Source organism: Pseudomonas sp. P5_A12, from assembly GCF_056400685.1.
Genome location: NZ_JBFUKU010000034.1, coordinates 12,443 through 31,836, shown reverse-complemented (window position 1 = coordinate 31,836; position 19,394 = coordinate 12,443). Strand labels below are relative to the sequence as shown.

General features: G+C 57.8%; 20 protein-coding genes. 16 read left to right on the top strand and 4 right to left on the bottom strand.

What is annotated here, in order from left to right; genetic code table 11:
• Positions 1 to 46 precede the first annotated feature (46 nt).
• From eno to ispD, 3 genes are all read left to right on the top strand, one after another.
• Positions 47 to 1,336 (top strand): phosphopyruvate hydratase, encoded by a 1,290-nt coding sequence (gene eno, locus AC1DSG_RS07750; protein ID WP_008039408.1) that lies wholly within the window; start codon positions 47 to 49, stop codon positions 1,334 to 1,336.
• A 171-nt stretch (positions 1,337 to 1,507) separates the two neighbouring features.
• Positions 1,508 to 1,786, top strand: coding sequence for a cell division protein FtsB (ftsB, locus tag AC1DSG_RS07745; RefSeq protein ID WP_007949352.1), 279 nt, complete (start codon positions 1,508 to 1,510; stop codon positions 1,784 to 1,786).
• On the top strand, positions 1,783 to 2,490 hold the full coding sequence (ispD, locus tag AC1DSG_RS07740) for a 2-C-methyl-D-erythritol 4-phosphate cytidylyltransferase (RefSeq protein WP_477790349.1): 708 nt from the start codon (positions 1,783 to 1,785) through the stop codon (positions 2,488 to 2,490). Before ftsB ends, ispD begins: the two co-directional genes overlap by 4 nt.
• A gap of 111 nt (positions 2,491 to 2,601) precedes the next feature.
• Here the strand turns inward: ispD and AC1DSG_RS07735 are convergent, their stop codons facing one another.
• Positions 2,602 to 3,498: a LysR substrate-binding domain-containing protein gene (locus AC1DSG_RS07735; RefSeq protein ID WP_477790348.1), complete on the bottom strand. Its 897-nt coding sequence runs from the start codon at positions 3,496 to 3,498 to the stop codon at positions 2,602 to 2,604.
• 107 nt (positions 3,499 to 3,605) lie between these two features.
• Here AC1DSG_RS07735 and AC1DSG_RS07730 point away from each other — a divergent pair, with 107 nt between their 5' ends.
• The 8 genes from AC1DSG_RS07730 (at position 3,606) to rpoS (ending at position 10,754) form a co-directional block, all read left to right on the top strand.
• Positions 3,606 to 4,718 carry an S-(hydroxymethyl)glutathione dehydrogenase/class III alcohol dehydrogenase gene (locus tag AC1DSG_RS07730; protein ID WP_477790347.1) on the top strand — a complete coding sequence of 371 codons (1,113 nt, stop codon included), beginning with the start codon at positions 3,606 to 3,608 and terminating at the stop codon, positions 4,716 to 4,718.
• A gap of 8 nt (positions 4,719 to 4,726) precedes the next feature.
• Complete coding sequence (gene fghA, locus AC1DSG_RS07725; protein ID WP_477790346.1) at positions 4,727 to 5,572, top strand: S-formylglutathione hydrolase; 846 nt, start codon at positions 4,727 to 4,729, stop codon at positions 5,570 to 5,572.
• A gap of 53 nt (positions 5,573 to 5,625) precedes the next feature.
• On the top strand, positions 5,626 to 6,099 hold the full coding sequence (ispF, locus tag AC1DSG_RS07720) for a 2-C-methyl-D-erythritol 2,4-cyclodiphosphate synthase (protein ID WP_477790345.1): 474 nt from the start codon (positions 5,626 to 5,628) through the stop codon (positions 6,097 to 6,099).
• On the top strand, positions 6,096 to 7,154 hold the full coding sequence (truD, locus tag AC1DSG_RS07715) for a tRNA pseudouridine(13) synthase TruD (RefSeq protein WP_477790344.1): 1,059 nt from the start codon (positions 6,096 to 6,098) through the stop codon (positions 7,152 to 7,154). Before ispF ends, truD begins: the two co-directional genes overlap by 4 nt.
• Entirely contained in the window at positions 7,142 to 7,891 is a 750-nt protein-coding gene (gene surE, locus AC1DSG_RS07710) for a 5'/3'-nucleotidase SurE (protein ID WP_477790343.1), read from the top strand. The genes truD and surE overlap by 13 nt, the downstream gene beginning before the upstream one ends.
• 41 nt (positions 7,892 to 7,932) lie before the next feature.
• A complete protein-coding gene (locus tag AC1DSG_RS07705; RefSeq protein WP_477790352.1) occupies positions 7,933 to 8,568 on the top strand; it encodes a protein-L-isoaspartate(D-aspartate) O-methyltransferase in 636 nt (211 codons plus the stop codon).
• Between the two features lie 211 nt (positions 8,569 to 8,779).
• On the top strand, positions 8,780 to 9,637 hold the full coding sequence (locus AC1DSG_RS07700) for a peptidoglycan DD-metalloendopeptidase family protein (RefSeq protein ID WP_477790342.1): 858 nt from the start codon (positions 8,780 to 8,782) through the stop codon (positions 9,635 to 9,637).
• 106 nt (positions 9,638 to 9,743) lie between these two features.
• Positions 9,744 to 10,754 (top strand): RNA polymerase sigma factor RpoS, encoded by a 1,011-nt coding sequence (gene rpoS / locus AC1DSG_RS07695; protein ID WP_477790341.1) that lies wholly within the window; start codon positions 9,744 to 9,746, stop codon positions 10,752 to 10,754.
• Between the two features lie 475 nt (positions 10,755 to 11,229).
• Here the strand turns inward: rpoS and fdxA are convergent, their stop codons facing one another.
• On the bottom strand, positions 11,230 to 11,553 hold the full coding sequence (gene fdxA / locus AC1DSG_RS07690) for a ferredoxin FdxA (protein ID WP_007949364.1): 324 nt from the start codon (positions 11,551 to 11,553) through the stop codon (positions 11,230 to 11,232).
• Between the two features lie 142 nt (positions 11,554 to 11,695).
• The gene (gene mutS, locus AC1DSG_RS07685) at positions 11,696 to 14,263 is read right to left on the bottom strand and encodes a DNA mismatch repair protein MutS (protein ID WP_477790351.1); all 2,568 of its coding nucleotides are present in this window, start codon (positions 14,261 to 14,263) and stop codon (positions 11,696 to 11,698) included.
• Positions 14,264 to 14,475: 212 nt separating this feature from the next.
• Between mutS and AC1DSG_RS07680 the strand changes: the two genes are divergently transcribed.
• The 5 genes from AC1DSG_RS07680 to recX all read left to right on the top strand — a co-directional run bounded on the left by AC1DSG_RS07680 (position 14,476) and on the right by recX (position 18,036).
• On the top strand, positions 14,476 to 15,210 hold the full coding sequence (locus AC1DSG_RS07680) for an XRE family transcriptional regulator (RefSeq protein WP_477790350.1): 735 nt from the start codon (positions 14,476 to 14,478) through the stop codon (positions 15,208 to 15,210).
• 204 nt (positions 15,211 to 15,414) lie between these two features.
• Positions 15,415 to 15,765 carry a phage holin family protein gene (locus tag AC1DSG_RS07675; RefSeq protein WP_477790340.1) on the top strand — a complete coding sequence of 117 codons (351 nt, stop codon included), beginning with the start codon at positions 15,415 to 15,417 and terminating at the stop codon, positions 15,763 to 15,765.
• A gap of 158 nt (positions 15,766 to 15,923) precedes the next feature.
• The gene (locus tag AC1DSG_RS07670) at positions 15,924 to 16,424 is read left to right on the top strand and encodes a CinA family protein (RefSeq protein WP_477790339.1); all 501 of its coding nucleotides are present in this window, start codon (positions 15,924 to 15,926) and stop codon (positions 16,422 to 16,424) included.
• 83 nt (positions 16,425 to 16,507) lie between these two features.
• Entirely contained in the window at positions 16,508 to 17,560 is a 1,053-nt protein-coding gene (gene recA, locus AC1DSG_RS07665; RefSeq protein ID WP_007947175.1) for a recombinase RecA, read from the top strand.
• Positions 17,561 to 17,568: 8 nt separating this feature from the next.
• Positions 17,569 to 18,036 (top strand): recombination regulator RecX, encoded by a 468-nt coding sequence (gene recX, locus AC1DSG_RS07660; RefSeq protein WP_477790338.1) that lies wholly within the window; start codon positions 17,569 to 17,571, stop codon positions 18,034 to 18,036.
• 43 nt (positions 18,037 to 18,079) lie between these two features.
• Here recX and AC1DSG_RS07655 read toward each other — a convergent pair whose 3' ends face one another.
• Positions 18,080 to 19,198: an LOG family protein gene (locus tag AC1DSG_RS07655; protein WP_477790337.1), complete on the bottom strand. Its 1,119-nt coding sequence runs from the start codon at positions 19,196 to 19,198 to the stop codon at positions 18,080 to 18,082.
• Positions 19,199 to 19,394 lie beyond the last annotated feature (196 nt).

The window sequence follows — 19,394 nt, the reverse complement described above, 5'->3', positions numbered from 1 at the left end:
TTCCTCTAGCTGCGTCGTTTTCGTCAACTTTGGAGTGTTTACAACAATGGCAAAAATCGTCGACATCAAAGGTCGTGAAGTTCTCGACTCCCGTGGCAATCCCACCGTGGAAGCGGACGTGCTTCTCGATAACGGCATCATCGGCAGCGCCTGCGCGCCGTCCGGTGCTTCCACTGGCTCGCGTGAAGCGCTCGAGCTGCGTGATGGCGACAAGAGCCGTTACCTGGGCAAAGGCGTGCTCAAGGCCGTCGCCAACATCAACGGTCCTATCCGCGACCTGTTGAAAGGTACCGACCCAAGCGACCAGAAAGCGCTCGATCACGCGATGATCAAGCTCGACGGTACCGAAAACAAAGGCTCCCTGGGCGCCAACGCGATCCTCGCCGTTTCCCTGGCCGCAGCCAAGGCAGCAGCACAGGACCAGGACCTGCCGCTGTACGCTCACATCGCCAACCTGAACGGCACCCCGGGTGTTTACTCGATGCCGGTACCGATGATGAACATCATCAACGGTGGCGAGCACGCCGATAACAACGTCGACATCCAGGAATTCATGGTTCAGCCAGTTGGCGCCAAGTCTTTCTCGGAAGGCCTGCGCATGGGCACCGAAATTTTCCATCACCTCAAAGCCGTTCTGAAGGCCCGTGGCCTGAGCACTGCTGTCGGTGACGAAGGTGGTTTCGCGCCGAACCTGGCTTCCAACGAAGACGCTTTGAAAGTGATCTCCGAGGCCGTGGCCAACGCCGGTTACAAGCTGGGCACCGACGTGACCCTGGCGCTGGACTGCGCCGCTAGCGAATTCTACGAAGACGGCAAGTACAACCTGTCCGGCGAAGGCCAAGTGTTCACCGCTGAAGGTTTTGCTGACTACCTGAAAGGTCTGACCGAGCGTTATCCGATCATCTCGATCGAAGACGGTCTGGACGAGTCCGACTGGGCTGGCTGGAAAATTCTCACCGACAAAATCGGCGAGAAGACCCAGCTGGTAGGCGACGACCTGTTCGTGACCAACACCAAGATCCTGAAAGAAGGCATCGATAAAAAGATCGCCAACTCGATCCTGATCAAGTTCAACCAGATCGGCACCCTGACCGAAACCCTGGAAGCCATCCAGATGGCCAAGGCCGCTGGTTACACGGCTGTGATCTCGCACCGCTCCGGCGAAACCGAAGATTCGACCATCGCCGACCTGGCTGTGGGCACTTCGGCTGGCCAGATCAAAACCGGTTCCCTGTGCCGTTCTGACCGCGTTTCCAAGTACAACCAACTGCTGCGTATCGAAGAGCAGTTGAACGGTAAAGCCAAGTACAACGGCCGCAGCGAGTTCCGCGGGTGATTGTTAAATGGTAAAAAGACACCGGATTGTGTCGGAAAAATCGCTACAGCGATCAATTTGCCACTAATCTGATGCCTTATCAGCACAAGCCTGGTTCTTCCAGGCTTCGTGCTATCAGAAGCTTCAAAGTTTTTGCATGGCGGTCTTTTTTCACTGGAAACCTGATATTCGATGCGCAGTCCCAATTGGTTGTTCCTCGTCTTGCTCTTGTTGCTGGCTGGCCTGCAATACCGCCTGTGGGTGGGTAATGGCAGTCTGGCGCAAGTGGCTGAGCTGACTCAGCAGATCAAGGATCAACAGGCTGAGAACGAAGGGTTGCTGGAGCGCAATCGGGTGATGGACGCCGAAGTCAGCGAACTGAAAAAAGGTATGGAGACCGTTGAAGAGCGGGCTCGCCATGAGTTGGGCATGGTCAAGGACGGCGAAACCCTTTTCCAGTTGGCTCAATGAATTCCTTGTTGCCGGCCTTCTGGGCCGTGATTCCTGCCGCGGGCGTCGGTGCCCGTATGGCCGCAGACCGTCCCAAGCAATACCTGCAACTGGGCGGACGCACTATTCTCGAACACAGCCTCGGCTGTTTCCTAGATCATCCATGCCTGAAAGGTTTGGTGGTCAGTCTTGCTGTTGATGATCCTTATTGGCCGAACCTGGCCTGCGCTGCCGATTCGCGAATTCAGCGGGTTGACGGCGGCGCCGAGCGTTCCGGCTCCGTGCTCAATGCATTGCTGCATCTGCATGCGCTGGGTGCTGACGATGAAGATTGGGTGCTGGTTCACGACGCCGCGCGACCGAATCTGAGCCGTGATGATCTGGACAAGTTGCTGAGTGAGTTGATCAACGATCCGGTAGGCGGGTTGCTGGCGGTTCCGGCACGCGACACACTCAAGCGGGTCGACAAGTATGGGCGGGTGGTTGAAACCGTGGACCGCAGCGTGATCTGGCAAGCTTATACGCCGCAGATGTTTCGCCTTGGCGCCCTGCATCGGGCGTTGGCGGACAGTCTGGTGGCCGATGCGGTCATCACTGATGAAGCATCGGCCATGGAATGGGCTGGCATGGCGCCGCGTCTGATTGAGGGTCGGTCCGACAACYTCAAGGTTACGCGTCCCGAAGATCTTGAATGGCTTCGTCAGCGTTGGGCTAACCGTCGGTAAAAGATCGCAGTCTCGTTTCACTCAACAGCTCCTACATTGTCCGCGTTCACCGCAATATCCTGTAGGAGCTGTCGAGTGAAACGAGGTTGCGATTTTTTGATCTTCAACCCCTCACACCCTGTACTCCGGCCTTAACGCCAAGCCCTCCTTCAAATAATCCACCAACTTGCGCACCTTGGGCGACAGATGTCGTTGCTGTGGATAAAGCGCCCATACCGCAGTGTTTGGCGGTTGATGCGCCTCCAGCAACGAAATCAATGCGCCGCTTTTCAGGTGTTCCAGCACGTAATAGTCCGGCAACTGACACAACCCCACGCCCTGTAACGCGGCATCCAGCACCGCTTGCCCACTGTTGCAGCGCCAGTTTCCCTGTACCCGTTGCGAAAATTCCCGCCCGTTCTGTTCCAGTTGCCATAGGTCCGAGCTGCCGATGAGGCAATTGTGGCGGCTCAGTTCCGACAAGCTGTGTGGCCGACCATAGCGTTCCAGGTAGGACGGCGATGCGCACAGGTACATGCGTCGTGGTGCCAGGCGCGTGGCAACCAGTCGCGAATCTTGCAGGCGTCCAAGGCGGATCGCCAGGTCCAGGCCTTCATGCACCAGGTCGAGTGGGCGGTTGCTCAATTCGATGTCGACACGCAGTTGCGGGTAGAGCCCCATAAAGCGCGTGACCAGCGGCACGATGAATCGCTCGCCGTACGCCACGGCGCAGGTCATGCGCAGCATGCCTTTGGGTTCGCTGGTCAGATCGCCGACCGCGCGTAAGGCTTCTTCTCGGCCGTCTTGCAGGCGCTGGCAATGTTGCAGGAAGGTTTGCCCGGCTTCGGTCAGCGTCACCCGGCGGGTGCTGCGGTAAAGAAGACGGGTCTGAAGGCGCTCTTCAAGGCGTACGATTTGGCGACTGATGTGAGAGGAAGAAACCCCAAGGCGTTCGGCAGCGGCTGTAAATTGGCTGCATTCGGCCACGGCGACGAATTCGTCGATCCCTTCCCAGCGGCTTTCGGACATCTTTGATTATCCCTGTATGGCAATAATGTTTTGCTTTTGTCCGGATTATTCATCGTAAGACGCTGTATTACACTCCCTGTCTCGTATTTATTCACTGGAGAATCCACATGATCAAGTCGCGCGCTGCCGTTGCCTTCGAGGCCAAGAAACCCCTCGAGATCGTCGAAGTCGATGTGGCCATGCCCAAGGCTGGCGAAGTTTTGCTACGTGTGGTTGCCTCCGGAGTTTGTCATACCGACGCCTACACGCTGTCGGGTGCTGACCCGGAAGGTATCTTCCCGTCGATTCTCGGTCATGAAGGCGGTGCGGTGGTTGAGGCGATTGGCGAAGGCGTGACGTCGCTGGCAGTGGGCGATCATGTCATCCCGCTGTACACCCCGGAATGCCGTCAGTGCAAATTCTGTCTGTCGGGCAAAACCAACCTGTGTCAGGCCATTCGCGCGACCCAGGGCAAAGGCTTGATGCCGGACGGCACGTCGCGCTTTTCCTACAAGGGTCAGCCGATTTTCCACTACATGGGCACTTCGACGTTCTCCGAGTACACCGTGCTGCCGGAAATTTCCGTCGCCAAAATTGCGAAAGAAGCGCCACTGGAAAAAGTTTGCCTGCTGGGCTGCGGTGTCACCACCGGCATCGGCGCGGTGCTCAATACGGCCAAGGTGAAACCCGGTGATACCGTGGCCATTTTCGGCCTCGGCGGCATTGGTCTGTCGGCGGTCATCGGCGCAGTTAAAGCCAAGGCTGCACGCATCATCGCTATCGACATCAATCCGGCCAAATTCGAGATCGCCAAGCAGTTGGGTGCAACCGATTGTGTGAACCCGAAAGACTTCGACCGTCCGATCCAGGAAGTCATCGTCGACATGACCGATGGCGGCGTCGACTTTTCCTTCGAGTGCATCGGCAATGTGCAATTGATGCGCGCCGCACTTGAGTGCTGCCACAAGGGTTGGGGAGAGTCGGTGATCATCGGTGTCGCCGGTGCCGGTCAGGAAATCGCCACCCGTCCATTCCAGTTGGTCACCGGTCGCGTCTGGCGCGGTTCCGCGTTCGGCGGTGTGCGCGGCCGTACCGAGTTGCCAAGCTACGTCGAAATGGCTGCAACCGGTGAAATCCCGCTGGATACGTTCATCACCCACACCATGGGCCTGGAAGATATCAACAAGGCGTTCGACTTGATGCACGAAGGTAAAAGCATCCGTTCCGTCATTCATTTCTGAGGTCGGTCATGAGCCTGGAAAATATCTCCTGCCAGAAAAGTTTCGGCGGCTGGCACAAGCGCTATCGGCACCGTTCCGACGTGCTGGGCTGCGACATGGTGTTTGCCGTGTACTTGCCGCCGCAAGCGGAGCTGGGTGGCAAGCTGCCCGTGCTGTACTGGTTGTCCGGCCTGACCTGCACCGACGAGAACTTCATGCAAAAGGCCGGTGCCCTGCGCATGGCGGCTGAGTTGGGGCTGATCATCGTTGCGCCGGACACCAGTCCGCGCGGTCCCGATGTGCCGGGTGATCCAGATGGCGCTTGGGACTTCGGCCTCGGCGCCGGGTTCTATCTGAATGCCACCCAAGAGCCGTGGTCGCGGCACTATCGGATGCATGACTATGTCGTGCAGGAATTGCCGGCATTGGTCGAGGCCCATTTCCCTGCATCGGACAAGCGTGGCATCAGCGGTCACTCCATGGGCGGCCATGGTGCTTTGGTTTGTGCGCTGCGCAATCCTGGCCGTTATCAGTCGGTATCGGCGTTCTCGCCCATCAACAATCCGATGGATTGTCCGTGGGGTCAGAAGGCCTTCACGCGTTACTTGGGTGAAGACCGTTCGAAGTGGCGCGAATGGGATGCTTGCGCCCTGATCGCCGAGGCCGAAGAGAAGCTGCCGCTGCTGGTGGATCAAGGTGATCGTGATGATTTTCTTGCGACCCAGCTCAAGCCGGAAGCCCTGCAACAGGCCGCCAAACTGGCGGCTCATCCGCTGACGTTGCGCCTGCAGCCGGGCTACGATCACAGCTATTTCTTCATCGCCAGCTTCATCGACGACCACCTGAAACATCATGCGCATGCTCTAGGCGCCTAATGTCTGACAAAGCAGGTAGAATCACGCCCTGACAAAAATCGGGGCGTTTTTTTATGCGTATTGGCCACGGCTATGATGTGCACCGTTTTGCTGAAGGCGATTTCATTACTCTGGGCGGCGTGCGCATTGCACACGGCTTCGGGCTGCTCGCTCACTCCGACGGTGACGTCCTGCTGCACGCCTTGAGCGATGCTTTGCTCGGTGCTGCCGCGCTGGGTGATATCGGCAAGCATTTCCCGGACACCGACCCGGCATACAAAGGCGCTGACAGCCGAGTACTGCTGCGCCACGTTGTCGCGCTGATTCACGCCAAAGGCTGGAAAATCGGCAACGTCGATAACACCATCGTTGCACAGGCGCCGAAAATGGCCCCGCATATCGAATCGATGCGCGCGCTGATTGCCGCGGATCTTCAAGTTGAGTTGGATCAAGTGAACGTGAAAGCTACCACCACCGAAAAGCTTGGCTTTGTCGGTCGCGAAGAAGGCATTGCCGTGCACTCCGTTGCATTGTTGCTGCGCGCATGAACGAATCGCAATTGCTCGGCCCGCGGGCCTATGGCGAGGCGCTTGGCAGCGCTGTTCTTAAAGCCACGGCAGAAGACTTTCAGGTCGATGAAGTGCTCAACATCCCCCTTAGCGGTGATGGCGAGCATTTGTGGATCTGGGTGGAAAAGCGCGGCCTGAATACCGAGGAAGCGGCACGGCGGATCGCCAAGGCGGCGGGCGTGCCATTGCGCACCGTCAGTTATGCCGGGCTCAAGGATCGCCAGGCGCTGACGCGCCAATGGTTCAGCGTGCAACTGCCGGGCAAGGCTGACCCGGATTTGTCGGCGGCGGAAAACGACACGCTGAAAATCCTCAAGACCGGTCGACACAAACGCAAGCTGCAACGCGGCGCTCACTCGGCCAATGGTTTCACTTTGCGCTTGACGCAATTCTCTGGCGACAAGGCGGCAATTGAAGAACGGCTTCAATTGATCGCCAAGCAAGGTATTCCCAATTATTTCGGCGCCCAGCGTTTCGGCTTTGACGGCGGCAATGTTGTTGATGCCCGTGCCTGGGCAGCGCGCAAAGCGTTGCCGGAGCAGCGCAACGTGCGTTCGCGGCTGCTCTCCACGGCGCGCAGTTTCCTGTTCAATCAGGTGTTGGCGGCACGTGTTGCCGACGGTACCTGGCAGCAAGCCCAAGTCGGCGATCTGTTAGCATTCACCGACAGCCGCAGCTTCTTTCCGGCCGGTGAAGCGGAGTGCAGCGATCCACGACTGGTGATTCTCGACCTGCACCCGACCGGCCCGCAGTGGGGCGAAGGTGACTCGCCGGCGACCGGCGTTGTCCATGTACTGGAGCAGGACATCGCCGCTCGCGAAGCGGACTTGCGCGATTGGTTGATTAACGCCGGTATGAGTCACGAACGTCGCATCCTGCGRCTGCCCATTGCTGGGTTGACGTGGCATTATCCCGAGCCTGACATTCTGCAACTGGAATTCGTCCTCCCGGCCGGATGCTTTGCCACCGTATTGGTGCGCGAGCTCGTTGATCTGGTGCCGGTGGGGCAGACGGACAGCCCATGCGTATTCTGATTTCTAATGACGATGGGGTAACCGCCCCCGGTCTCGCCGCGCTTTATGCTGCGCTGGCGGATTACACCGAATGCGTGGTTATCGCCCCGGACCAGGACAAAAGCGGCGCCAGCAGCTCGCTGACGCTCGACCGTCCGTTGCACCCGCAAACCCTGGCCAATGGCTTCATCAGCCTGAACGGCACACCCACCGATTGCGTACACCTGGGCCTGAACGGCTTGCTGGAACGCGAGCCGGACATGGTCGTTTCAGGGATCAACCTGGGCGCTAACCTGGGCGATGACGTGTTGTATTCCGGCACCGTGGCGGCCGCACTTGAAGGGCGCTTCCTTGAGCGTCCTTCGTTTGCCTTTTCGTTAGTCTCACGACAAGTAGAGAACCTTCCCACAGCCGCCTACTTTGCGCGCAAACTGGTCGAAGCCCATGGCGATCTCGACCTGCCGCCGCGCACGGTACTGAATGTGAATATTCCCAATTTGCCGCTGGACCATATCCGCGGTATTCAGCTGACCCGCCTCGGGCATCGCGCACGCGCGGCGGCACCGATGAAGGTGGTCGATCCGCGGGGCAAATCCGGTTACTGGATCGCGGCCGCCGGGGACGCTGAAGATGGCGGCCCGGGTACCGATTTCCATGCGGTCATGCAGGGCTACGTTTCCATCACGCCGCTGCAACTGGATCGTACCTTCAATGATGCCTTCAGAAGTCTCGATGGCTGGCTGGAGGGGCTGCGCTAATGTCTCGTGAACAAGACGATATGCTGCGCCGTGGCATCGGGATGACCTCTCAACGGACCCGTGAACGCCTTATTCAGCGACTGTATGAAGAGGGTGTTTCCAACGCCAAGGTGCTGGAAGTCATTCGCCGTACACCGCGACACCTGTTCGTCGACGAGGCGCTGGCCMATCGCGCTTACGAAGACACGGCGCTGCCGATCGGGCATAACCAGACCATCTCCCAGCCTTACATGGTGGCGCGCATGAGCGAGTTGCTGCTGGAGGCTGGTCCCTTGGACAAGGTGATGGAGATTGGTACCGGCTCGGGCTACCAGACGGCCGTGCTGTCACAGCTGGTCGAGCGGGTGTTTTCCGTGGAGCGCATCAAGGTTTTGCAGGATCGGGCCAAGGAACGTCTGGTGGAACTGAACCTGCGCAACGTGGTGTTTCGTTGGGGGGACGGCTGGGAGGGCTGGCCAGCCTTGGCGCCTTACAACGGCATCATCGTCACGGCGGTGGCCACTGATGTGCCTCAGGCCTTGCTCGATCAGTTGGCTCCGGGCGGGCGACTGGTGATACCGGTCGGCTCCGGCGAGGTGCAGCAATTGATGCTGATCATCCGCGAAGAACAAGGCTTTTCCCGACGTGTTCTGGGGGCGGTGCGGTTCGTGCCATTGCTCAACGGGCCACTGGCCTGAGCATTTGTTTTTGCGCGCTGAATTCTCTTCGATTGGCCTTGTCTTACAGCGGCATCGAATGGTTAAACGGTATTTATCGTCAGTAGGCAAACGTGTGCGCGAAGCGATTCAGCTTCATTAAAGGTAAAGCCTGTTCAGCCCGTTATACTTGCGACATCTCGAGCCGGAACACGGCAATCCACAATTTCAGCCACCACATAGGGAGCGGCGGGTGAGTCTCACAGTCATTGCGCAGCGTATGAGTACAACGAGCTTTCAGCGCCTGGTGACTGGCCTTGTCTTGAGCACCTTGCTGGTCGGTTGCTCCAGCACCAAATCGAGTAGCACAAGCGTCGTCGAACGCAACAAGGCTGCGCCGCAACGTCCGGTAGTGACCACAGGTCAGTATGTCGTTCGACCAAAAGACACCCTGTTCTCGATCGCTTTTCGCTACGGCTGGGACTACAAAGCCCTCGCCGCACGCAACAATATTCCTACACCCTATACGATCCATCCGGGTCAGATAATTCGCTTTGATGGCCGCACCGGATCAACGCCGACAGCGGTGTCCAGTGCGTCCGATTCGACGCCTTCGTCGTCGCTGAAAACCACGGTAATCCGGCGCCAACCGAATGGCGCAACCACGAGTACAGAGGTGGTTACACCGTCCGTCGCCAGTAAGCCGGCACCCGCTCCATTGCCACCTGCAGGTCCAGCCCCGACCGGCTGGGGATGGCCATCTAATGGTATTTTGATTGGAAAGTTCTCATCAAACGGTAGTTTGAATAAAGGAATTGATATCGCCGGAGATTTGGGACAGCCTGTTTTAGCTGCGTCTGATGGGACGGTGGTATACGCCGGGAGTGGCTTAAGGGGCTACGGCGAATTAGTCATCATCAAACACAGCGAAACCTACGTCAGTGCCTACGGACATAACCGCAGGCTTTTGGTTCGGGAGGGACAGCAGGTCAAAGTCGGACAGACAATTGCCGAAATGGGGTCAACGGGTACAGACCGGGTGAAACTGCATTTTGAGATTCGCCGCCAAGGTAAACCTGTAGATCCGCTGCAATTCCTGCCACGTCGTTGATTTGCTAGCCAGTCTGTTCCGTCACGTAGAGGGGACAGGCTCCAGCGTTGCCAAGGATAAAGGCGTCGCTTGAGCTTGAGGTCGAACTCACCAAAGGACTATAACAATGGCTCTCAGTAAAGAAGTGCCGGAGTTTGACATCGACGATGAGGTTCTCCTGATGGAGACCAGTATCGAGACGGATTCGATGTCGAATGATGAAGGGGCTGCTCCACCTTCTTCCGTTCGTGCCAAATCCAAACACTCCGCTTCGCTAAAACAACACAAGTACATCGATTACACGCGGGCACTTGATGCCACGCAGTTGTATCTCAATGAAATCGGCTTTTCCCCATTGCTCTCCCCGGAAGAAGAAGTTCATTTTGCGCGTCTGTCGCAAAGTGGCGATCCGGCCGGGCGCAAACGCATGATTGAAAGCAACCTGCGACTGGTGGTGAAAATCGCCCGTCGTTACGTCAATCGTGGGTTGTCGCTGCTGGACCTGATCGAAGAGGGCAACCTCGGCTTGATCCGGGCAGTGGAGAAATTCGACCCTGAACGCGGCTTCCGCTTTTCGACCTACGCGACCTGGTGGATTCGTCAGACCATCGAGCGCGCGATCATGAATCAGACCCGGACCATCCGGTTGCCGATCCATGTGGTCAAGGAGCTTAACGTGTACCTTCGGGCGGCACGGGAGCTGACGCAAAAACTCGATCACGAACCCTCACCCGAAGAAATCGCCAACCTGCTGGAAAAACCGGTAGGAGAGGTCAAGCGCATGCTCGGCTTGAATGAGCGGGTTTCTTCGGTCGACGTCTCGCTGGGTCCGGATTCGGATAAAACCCTGCTGGACACCCTGACTGATGACCGTCCAACCGACCCCTGTGAGCTGCTTCAGGATGACGACCTGTCCCAAAGTATCGATCAATGGCTGTCGGAGTTGACGGACAAGCAGCGCGAAGTGGTGGTTCGCCGCTTCGGCTTGCGCGGTCACGAGAGCAGCACGCTTGAAGACGTAGGCCTGGAGATCGGCCTGACCCGGGAGCGGGTCAGACAGATCCAGGTGGAAGGCCTGAAGCGTCTTCGGGAGATCCTCGAGAAGAACGGCTTGTCGAGCGAGTCGCTGTTTCAATAAGCGACAGACTCAATCAGTCATAAAAAACCCCGACTGGCTCGGGGTTTTTTTATGACCTGTAACATGCTGGGTGGTTGCTGCAGGTTTGTAGTTTCGTTCTGTAAGTCTTCGCTTACTCTTTCGTAAGTGTTCATTATTTTTACAGGGTGCTAGTTGTCTATCCTCCTACGCCGACAGATTCTATCTATATGATTTCTAAGAATATTTAATTTCATTAAGACCATATGACAGATGTTTTTGGCGGTCGGGGTCGATTGCTCTCGGCGGGGGATTCTCTAATATCTGAACGGTGTCGACGGACAGATACGATCTTCAAGGATTGAGGGGAACGGACATCGCAGGAGGCGATTCATCAGGACGATGAAAAGGAACACAGGGAATAGGGAAAAAATGTGGGCGGGTCAAACCGCCCCTTTTTTTACTTCAAGAAAAGCAAAAAGGCCCGCTAGGGGCCTTTTCGGGAACGCGCGGAAAATCAGCGCTCGAGGTCTTTGATCTTGCCTTTGACGCCATCCCACTCTTCAGCGTCTGGCATCGATTCTTTCTTCTCAGTGATGTTGGGCCAGATTTCGGCCAGTTCAACGTTCAGCTGAATGAATTCCTGCATACCTTCCGGAACTTCATCTTCGGAGAAGATGGCCACGGCAGGGCATTCTGGTTCGCACAGTGCGCAGTCGATGCACTCATCCGGGTGAATCACCAGGAAGTTCGGGCCTTCGTAAAAGCAGTCCACCGGACAGACTTCTACGCAGTCGGTGTACTTGCACTTGATGCAGTTGTCGGTGACGACGAAGGTCATTTCTAATTTTCTCCTCAGGCGGCGGCAGCGGAGCCCCTTCACGTTGGGGTCGCCAGGTTCGGGAGCGATAGTCTGCTGGCCAGGCTATTAGCCAGCAGCATCCCAAACCGCGCGAGATTCTAACAGCTTGTAGGCAAGTGCGTTAGATCCGGTTCTTTAGTGCATAGAGCATTTCGAGCGCACGACGTGGCGTCATGTCGTCCAGATCCAGCTTGGCCAGGTCATCCAGCACTGGATGCGGCAGGCTGGCGAACATGTCGCTTTGCTGCGGCGCGGCCGGTTTGCCCTTGGCAATCACAGGAACTTCATGGGGCAGAGCGGTGGCTTCCAGGCGACCGAGATGCTCACGCGCACGCACGATCACTTCGCTCGGCACGCCGGCCAGTTGCGCCACTGCCAGGCCGTAACTCTGGCTGGCAGGCCCGGGGAGCACGTGGTGCAGGAACACGATGCGTTCGTTGTGCTCGGTGGCATTGAGGTGAACGTTGGCCACCAGAGGTTGCGCCTCGGGTAGCACCGTCAGCTCAAAATAGTGGGTGGCGAACAGCGTGTAGGCGCGCAGATATGCCAGCCGTTCGGCAGCGGCCCAGGCCAGGGACAGACCATCGAAGGTGCTGGTGCCACGACCGACTTCGTCCATCAGCACAAGGCTGCGTTCGGTAGCGTTGTGCAAAATGTTCGCGGTTTCGCTCATTTCAACCATGAAGGTCGAACGGCCGCCCGCCAGGTCATCGCTGGAACCGATCCGGGTGAAAATCCGGTCCACCAGGGACAGTTCACAACTGGCCGCGGGCACGAAACTACCGATGTGCGCGAGCAACACGATCAACGCGGTCTGCCGCATGTAGGTGGATTTACCGCCCATGTTCGGACCAGTGATCACCAGCATCCGAGTGTTGTCGTCGAGGCTCAGGTCGTTGGCCACGAACGGCGTGCTCAGCACTTGCTCGACCACTGGGTGACGACCCTGGGTAATGCGCATGCAGGGCTCGCTGACGAAACGCGGGCAGTTCAGGTCGAGGTTCAGGGCGCGTTCGGCCAGGTTGCTCAATACGTCCAGTTCGGCCAGCGCAGCCGCGGTGTCCTGCAGCGGCGGCAATTGGGCGATCAGGTCTTCGAGCAGCGCTTCGTAGAGCATTTTCTCGCGGGCCAACGCACGGCTCTTGGCCGACAGTGCCTTGTCCTCGAACGCCTTGAGTTCCGGGGTAATGAAGCGCTCGGCACCTTTCAACGTCTGGCGGCGGATGTAGTCTGCTGGTGCGGACTCGGCCTGTTTGCTAGGCAACTCGATGAAGTAACCGTGAATGCGGTTGTAACCGACTTTCAAATGCGACAGACCGGTGCGCGCTTTTTCGCGAGCTTCCAGATCAATCAGGAACTGCCCGGCGTTTTCGCTCAGAGATTGCAGATCGTCGAGTTCGCTGTCGTAACCGGTTTTCAGCACGCCACCGTCACGAATCACCGCCGGTGGGTTGTCGATAATGGCTTTTTCCAGCAGCGCCGCCAGTTCCGGATAAGTGCTGGTGGTCTTGGCCAGTTGAATGATGTGCGGTGCTTCAAGCTCAGTCATCGCCACTTGCAACTTAGGCAATGCACCCAGCGCATCACGCAGACGAGCGAGGTCACGAGGGCGGGCGTTGCGCAGGCCGATCCGCGCCAGAATCCGCTCGATGTCGCCGATTTCCTTGAGTTGCGGTTGCAGTTTCTCGAAGCGGTAGCCGTCGAGCAGGCAGGTGATCGAGGTCTGGCGCGCCAGCAATACGGTTAGATCCCGCAGCGGACGGTTCAGCCAACGGGTCAGCAAGCGGCTGCCCATGGCGGTCTGGCAGCGATCAACCACYGATTGCAGGGTGTTGTCGCGGCCACCGGCCAGGTTGGTGTCCAGTTCCAGGTTGCGACGGCTGGCGCCGTCCAGCACTACGGTGTCATCCAGGCGCTCGTGGCGCAGGCTGCGCAAATGCGGCAGGGCGGTGCGCTGGGTTTCCTTGGCGTAGCTGAGCAGGCAACCGGCAGCGCCGATGGCCAGGGTCAGGTTCTCGCAGCCAAAGCCTTTAAGATCCTGGGTCGAGAACTGCTGGCAAAGACTTTTCAGTGCAGAATCACGCTCAAAATCCCATGGTGCACGGCGACGAACCCCACGACGTTTTTCCGCCGGCAGGTCTTTGGGCCAGTCGTCCGGGATCATCAGCTCGACTGGATTGACCCGCTCCAGTTCCGCCAGCAGGTTTTCCCAGCCCTTGATCTCCAGCACCGTAAAGTTGCCGCTGGTGATGTCCAGCACGGCCAGGCCGAACAGACGCTCGTCACCCAGCACCGCCGCGATCAGGTTATCCCGGCGCTCATCCAGCAGCGCTTCGTCACTGACTGTGCCCGGCGTGATGATCCGCACCACTTGACGATCCACCGGCCCTTTACTGGTCGCCGGATCACCCACCTGCTCACAAATCACCACCGACTCGCCGAGCTTGACCAGTTTCGCCAGGTAGCCTTCCGCCGCGTGGTAAGGAATCCCACACATCGGAATCGCCTGACCCGCCGACTGCCCACGGGCGGTCAGGGTGATGTCCAGCAACTTGGCGGCTTTCTTCGCGTCTTCATAGAAGATCTCGTAAAAGTCGCCCATGCGATAGAACATCAGCTGGTCAGGGTGCTGGTTCTTCAGGCGCCAGTACTGCTGCATCATTGGCGTGTGGGAGGACAGATCGGAGATGGCTTTATTCATCGGAAATTCAGGAAAACTCGTTCAAAGGTGTAGGGCAAAGGAGGGGCATTGGCCCGGCTTTTACGCAATGGGCGCAAGATTACCATGGGCGGTCCGCTCGACGCAGGCATGAAGGCCCTGCGGCACATTTCTGCTGTCTATGCGTTGAATATGCAAAACAGCATTTGTTTTCGGAAAAAAGAACACGCACTATGCGCAGTATGCAAAAACGCAATGTTTCTACCGTTTTAAGGGCACTGCTCGATCAACACGGGATCTCCCCCACGGAGCTTCACCGTCGTACGGGCGTGCCTCAATCCACACTCTCGCGGATCCTCGGCGGGAAGATCGTCGATCCTTCGGATAAACACATCTCGAAGATTGCCGAGTACTTCGCCATCAGCACTGATCAGTTGCGTGGCCGCGCGGATGTGTCGACGAGCGCCAGCAGGGGGCGCGATGAAGTGCATTCCGAACTCAAGGATATCAGTCTGTGGGACGACGATACGCCCGTCGATGACGATGAGGTGTCGGTCCCCTTTCTTCGCGAGGTTGAATTGGCTGCGGGATCAGGAAGATTCGTCATCGAAGAGAGCGAGCGCTCTAGTCTGCGTTTCGGCAAGCGCAGCTTGCGCCACAATGGCGTGCAATTCGATCAGGCAAAATGCGTGACGGTGCGCGGCAACAGCATGTTGCCGGTGTTGCGCGATGGCGCAACCGTTGGCGTGAACGCCGGCAAGTGCGGGATCGGCGACATCGTTGATGGCGACCTTTATGCGATCAACCATAACGGTCAATTGCGCGTGAAACAGCTGTATCGCCTGCCGATCGGGATCCGCCTGCGCAGTTTCAACCGCGATGAGCACCCGGATGAGGACTACACTTTCCAGGAAATCCAGGAAGAGCAGATCGTCATTCTTGGTCACGTCTTCTGGTGGGGCATGTACGCCCGCTAACCTCACTGCATTCAGACAAAAACCGCCATCCAGCGGTTTTTTTTTGCCTGTCGAAAACCTTCGGCACCTTTGTTTGCGGTGTTTTTATATGCGTCAGTGCATTCTTTCTCTTTGGATCAATGCATTAATGCATTGACTGTATATGCATCCATGCATATTCTCCGTTTGAAAGAACCCCTTATCACTCGCACCAGGAGGTGAGACATGACAATCGAGCAACAAGCGTTGCTGGACCTGCCGAGCTGGCTTGTCATCGTCCTTGCTCTGGTGGGTGGGGTCTCGGGCGAAATGTGGCGTGCCGACAAGGACGGTGCTCGCGGCTGGTCATTGCTGCGGCGRCTGGCCTTGCGCTCCGGGGCCTGCATGATCTGCGGGATCTCGGTCATCATGCTGCTTTATGCCGCTGGCTCGTCAATCTGGGTTGCGGGAGCTTTTGGATGCCTCACAGCCATGGCCGGGGCGGACGTCGCCATCAGTCTTTATGAGCGCTGGGCTGCCAAGCGGATTGGCGTTTGCGAAGTGCCGCCGCGTGATTCTCGCCCTGATCAGCAGTGAACTGCCGACGCAGAGCGTGGACGGGTTGCCGTACAGGCTTGTCATGCCTGTATCAGAGCCTTTGCACCCTCACATTTTGATTGATCCTGCGCCTTGCAAGCGCGATAGGCTCGTGTACGGTAGTTCTAATTCCACTTCCTTTCTCTCAGGAGATGACCGTGAAAGAAATCACTCAGCTCGCCGCTGAACTGGGCAGGCGCATGCAGGTTCTCAATGCCCACGTCACGGCGGCGGAGTCCTGTACCGGCGGCGGCATCTCGGAGGCGATCACTCGCATTCCGGGGAGTTCTGCGTGGTTCGAGGCCGGTTATGTCACTTACTCCAATCGGCAGAAAACCCAGCAATTGAACGTTCCGGTCGAGTTGTTTTCGACCGTGGGCGCGGTCAGTCGCGAGGTAGTCGAGGCGATGGTGCGGGGTGCGCAGGAAAAGAGCAGCGCGCATTTTGCCGTGGCGGTCAGCGGTGTGGCGGGGCCGGATGGCGGTTCTCCGAGTAAACCGGTGGGTACGGTCTGGCTGGCCTGGGGGGTTGGCGAGCGGCTGTTCAGCGAGGAGCAACACTTCGCCGGTAATCGCGATGAGGTCCGCCGACAAACGGTGAAGGCCGCGCTAGAGGGGCTGCTGCGCCATGCCGCCGCAGAAATCTCAAATCAGGGGTAGGCGATCCCGGAACGCTGTGGAATAATACTGGCTACTTATACAGGTGTTGGCCGTCAGGCCTTATTGATTACGTGAGGACTTTAATGGACGACAACAAGAAGAAAGCCTTGGCTGCGGCCCTGGGTCAGATCGAACGTCAATTCGGCAAGGGTGCCGTAATGCGTATGGGCGATCAGGACCGTCAGGCGATCCCGGCTATTTCCACTGGCTCTCTGGGTCTGGACATCGCGCTCGGCATTGGCGGTTTGCCAAAAGGCCGTATCGTTGAAATCTACGGTCCTGAATCCTCCGGTAAAACCACATTGACACTGTCTGTGATCGCCCAGGCTCAAAAAGCCGGCGCGACCTGCGCATTCGTCGATGCCGAACACGCCCTTGACCCTGAGTACGCCGGCAAACTGGGCGTTAACGTCGACGACCTGCTGGTTTCCCAGCCGGACACCGGCGAACAGGCCCTGGAAATCACCGACATGCTGGTGCGTTCCAACGCCGTTGACGTGATCATCGTCGACTCCGTGGCCGCTCTGGTGCCAAAAGCAGAAATCGAAGGCGAAATGGGCGACATGCACGTCGGCCTGCAAGCCCGTCTGATGTCCCAGGCGCTGCGTAAAATCACCGGTAACATCAAGAACGCCAACTGCCTGGTGATCTTCATCAACCAGATCCGTATGAAAATCGGTGTGATGTTCGGCAGCCCGGAAACCACCACCGGTGGTAACGCGCTGAAGTTCTACGCTTCGGTTCGTCTGGACATCCGTCGTACTGGCGCGGTGAAAGAAGGTGATGAAGTCGTCGGTAGTGAAACCCGCGTCAAGGTCGTGAAGAACAAAGTGGCTTCGCCATTCCGTCAGGCCGAGTTCCAGATCCTTTACGGCAAAGGCATCTACCTCAATGGCGAGATGATCGACCTGGGTGTTCTGCACGGTTTCGTTGAGAAATCCGGCGCCTGGTATGCCTACAACGGCACCAAGATCGGTCAGGGCAAGGCCAACTCGGCCAAGTTCCTGGCGGACAACCCGGAAATCGCCGCGACGCTTGAGAAGCAACTGCGTGACAAGTTGCTGACCCCGGCGCCGGATGTCAAAGCATCGCCAGTCAAAGAGACTGCTGATGACCTGGCTGACGCTGATATCTGATTGATCCGATGACCGCCGTACTCGATACACTCGTCGCGGTGCGGCGAACCGCAATGGACCTGCTCGCACGACGCGAGCACGGTCGAGTCGAGCTGACGCGTAAACTGCGTCAGCGCGGCGCTCTCCCTGACATGATCGACACCGCACTCGACCGCTTGACGGAAGAGGGGCTGCTGTCCGAATCCCGTTACCTCGAAAGTTTTGTTTCCTACCGCGCCCGTTCCGGTTATGGCCCTTTGCGTATTCGCGAGGAGCTTGGCCAGCGCGGACTGCAACGTGCCGATATTGAACTCGCGTTACGCGAGAGCGGTATCAATTGGCAGGAGCAACTGGAGGATACTTGGCGGCGTAAATTTTCCGGGCATCTGCCGATAGATGCTCGGGAGCGTGCCAAACAGGGCCGGTTCCTGAGTTATCGGGGATACTCCATGGAGATGATCGGCCGCTTGTTCAGTGGTCGGGGAATGGATGATTGATAAAAATGGCCCGCTATTTTGATAGCGGGCCATTTTTTTTGCCTTACATCACCCTGGAGGGTTTGCGCGTACGCTGTTGTGCTTGGGGTTTTGAGTGGGCCCAGTTTTCCGGCAGGTTGATGTAGTCCACCAGTTCACGCAGCCGACCATGATCACGTGCATTGAAGTTGAAGGCCAATCGCGCCAGGTGGCTGAATTGCGCTTCGTCGTGCTCCTCTGCGTTGTAGGCATGCTGATGAAAATGATCGCTCAGGCACAGGTCGGCAAATGCCCCCTGCATGTGTTCGAGCGCAGGGTCGCTGAGCGAGTGGTTCATGCGAATCACGAACTGACGCTTGAGCCAACGGCTGGAGTGGAAGTTGCTGTAGAACTGGTTGATCTGCTCCACGGCTTCTTCGGCGCTGTAGACCAGGCTTACGAGCTTCATGTCGGTCGGCAGGATGTAACGATTTTCCTCCAGTTGATGGTGAATGAAGTCCAGCGCGCCCTGCCAGAACTTGCCGCCCGGCGCATCCAGTAACACCACCGGCACCAGAGGGCTTTTGCCAGTCTGAATCAATGTCAGAACTTCCAGCGCCTCATCCAGGGTGCCAAAACCGCCTGGGCACAGGACTAGCGCATCGGCTTCCTTGACGAAGAACAGCTTGCGGGTAAAAAAGAAGTGGAAGGGCAGCAGATTGGCGGTGCCTTGCACGGTGGGGTTGGCATGCTGCTCGAAGGGCAGGGTGATGTTGAATCCAAGGCTGTGTTCCCGACCGGCTCCTTCATGCGCTGCCGCCATGATGCCGCCGCCAGCGCCGGTGATGACCATCAGGTCCGAGCGCGCCAGCGCGGCGCCCAGTTCTCGGGCCAGACCATACAGCGGGTGTTCGATGGGTGTTCGGGCCGAGCCGAATACGGTGACTTTGCGTCGACCCCGAAACTGCTCGAGTACACGGAAGGCGTGCTCCAGTTCGCGCAGGGCTTGGAGGGTAATCTTGGCATTCCAGCGGTTGTGATCTTCCTGGGCCATGCGTAGCACGGTCAGGATCATGTCGCGGTAGATGGGGATGTTGGGACTGTTGGGTGAAACCAGGTTGAGTTGTTCTTCGACCTTGCTGGTGAGGTCGTGGCCGCTTTCTTCAAAATGACGGCTTAGCAGGTCATTCGGTTGGTAAGGCATCAATTTCTCCTTCCATACAGGCTCTGTTTTCCCTTGAGTGAAGGAAACATTCGCACAACCAGACGCGTCGCGGGTGGCCCCTTTCCAGCCCGGAAAATGAATGGGAACACTATGAATTTAGACCCTCGCGGAGATTTGCGCTGACTTGATCATTGCGCCGCAAAGTCTTTCCTGGCAATCGCTTATTGACGATTTA

What these genes read in the sequence shown, in the direction of transcription:
- eno (WP_008039408.1), top strand. Translation starts at nt 47, where the DNA reads ATGGCAAAAATCGTCGACATCAAAGGTCGTGAAGTTCTCGACTCCCGT.
- ftsB (WP_007949352.1), top strand. Translation starts at nt 1,508, where the DNA reads ATGCGCAGTCCCAATTGGTTGTTCCTCGTCTTGCTCTTGTTGCTGGCT.
- AC1DSG_RS07735 (WP_477790348.1), bottom strand. Translation starts at nt 3,498, where the DNA reads ATGTCCGAAAGCCGCTGGGAAGGGATCGACGAATTCGTCGCCGTGGCC.
- AC1DSG_RS07730 (WP_477790347.1), top strand. Translation starts at nt 3,606, where the DNA reads ATGATCAAGTCGCGCGCTGCCGTTGCCTTCGAGGCCAAGAAACCCCTC.
- fghA (WP_477790346.1), top strand. Translation starts at nt 4,727, where the DNA reads ATGAGCCTGGAAAATATCTCCTGCCAGAAAAGTTTCGGCGGCTGGCAC.
- ispF (WP_477790345.1), top strand. Translation starts at nt 5,626, where the DNA reads ATGCGTATTGGCCACGGCTATGATGTGCACCGTTTTGCTGAAGGCGAT.
- surE (WP_477790343.1), top strand. Translation starts at nt 7,142, where the DNA reads ATGCGTATTCTGATTTCTAATGACGATGGGGTAACCGCCCCCGGTCTC.
- rpoS (WP_477790341.1), top strand. Translation starts at nt 9,744, where the DNA reads ATGGCTCTCAGTAAAGAAGTGCCGGAGTTTGACATCGACGATGAGGTT.
- fdxA (WP_007949364.1), bottom strand. Translation starts at nt 11,553, where the DNA reads ATGACCTTCGTCGTCACCGACAACTGCATCAAGTGCAAGTACACCGAC.
- AC1DSG_RS07680 (WP_477790350.1), top strand. Translation starts at nt 14,476, where the DNA reads ATGCAAAAACGCAATGTTTCTACCGTTTTAAGGGCACTGCTCGATCAA.
- recA (WP_007947175.1), top strand. Translation starts at nt 16,508, where the DNA reads ATGGACGACAACAAGAAGAAAGCCTTGGCTGCGGCCCTGGGTCAGATC.
- recX (WP_477790338.1), top strand. Translation starts at nt 17,569, where the DNA reads ATGACCGCCGTACTCGATACACTCGTCGCGGTGCGGCGAACCGCAATG.
- AC1DSG_RS07655 (WP_477790337.1), bottom strand. Translation starts at nt 19,198, where the DNA reads ATGCCTTACCAACCGAATGACCTGCTAAGCCGTCATTTTGAAGAAAGC.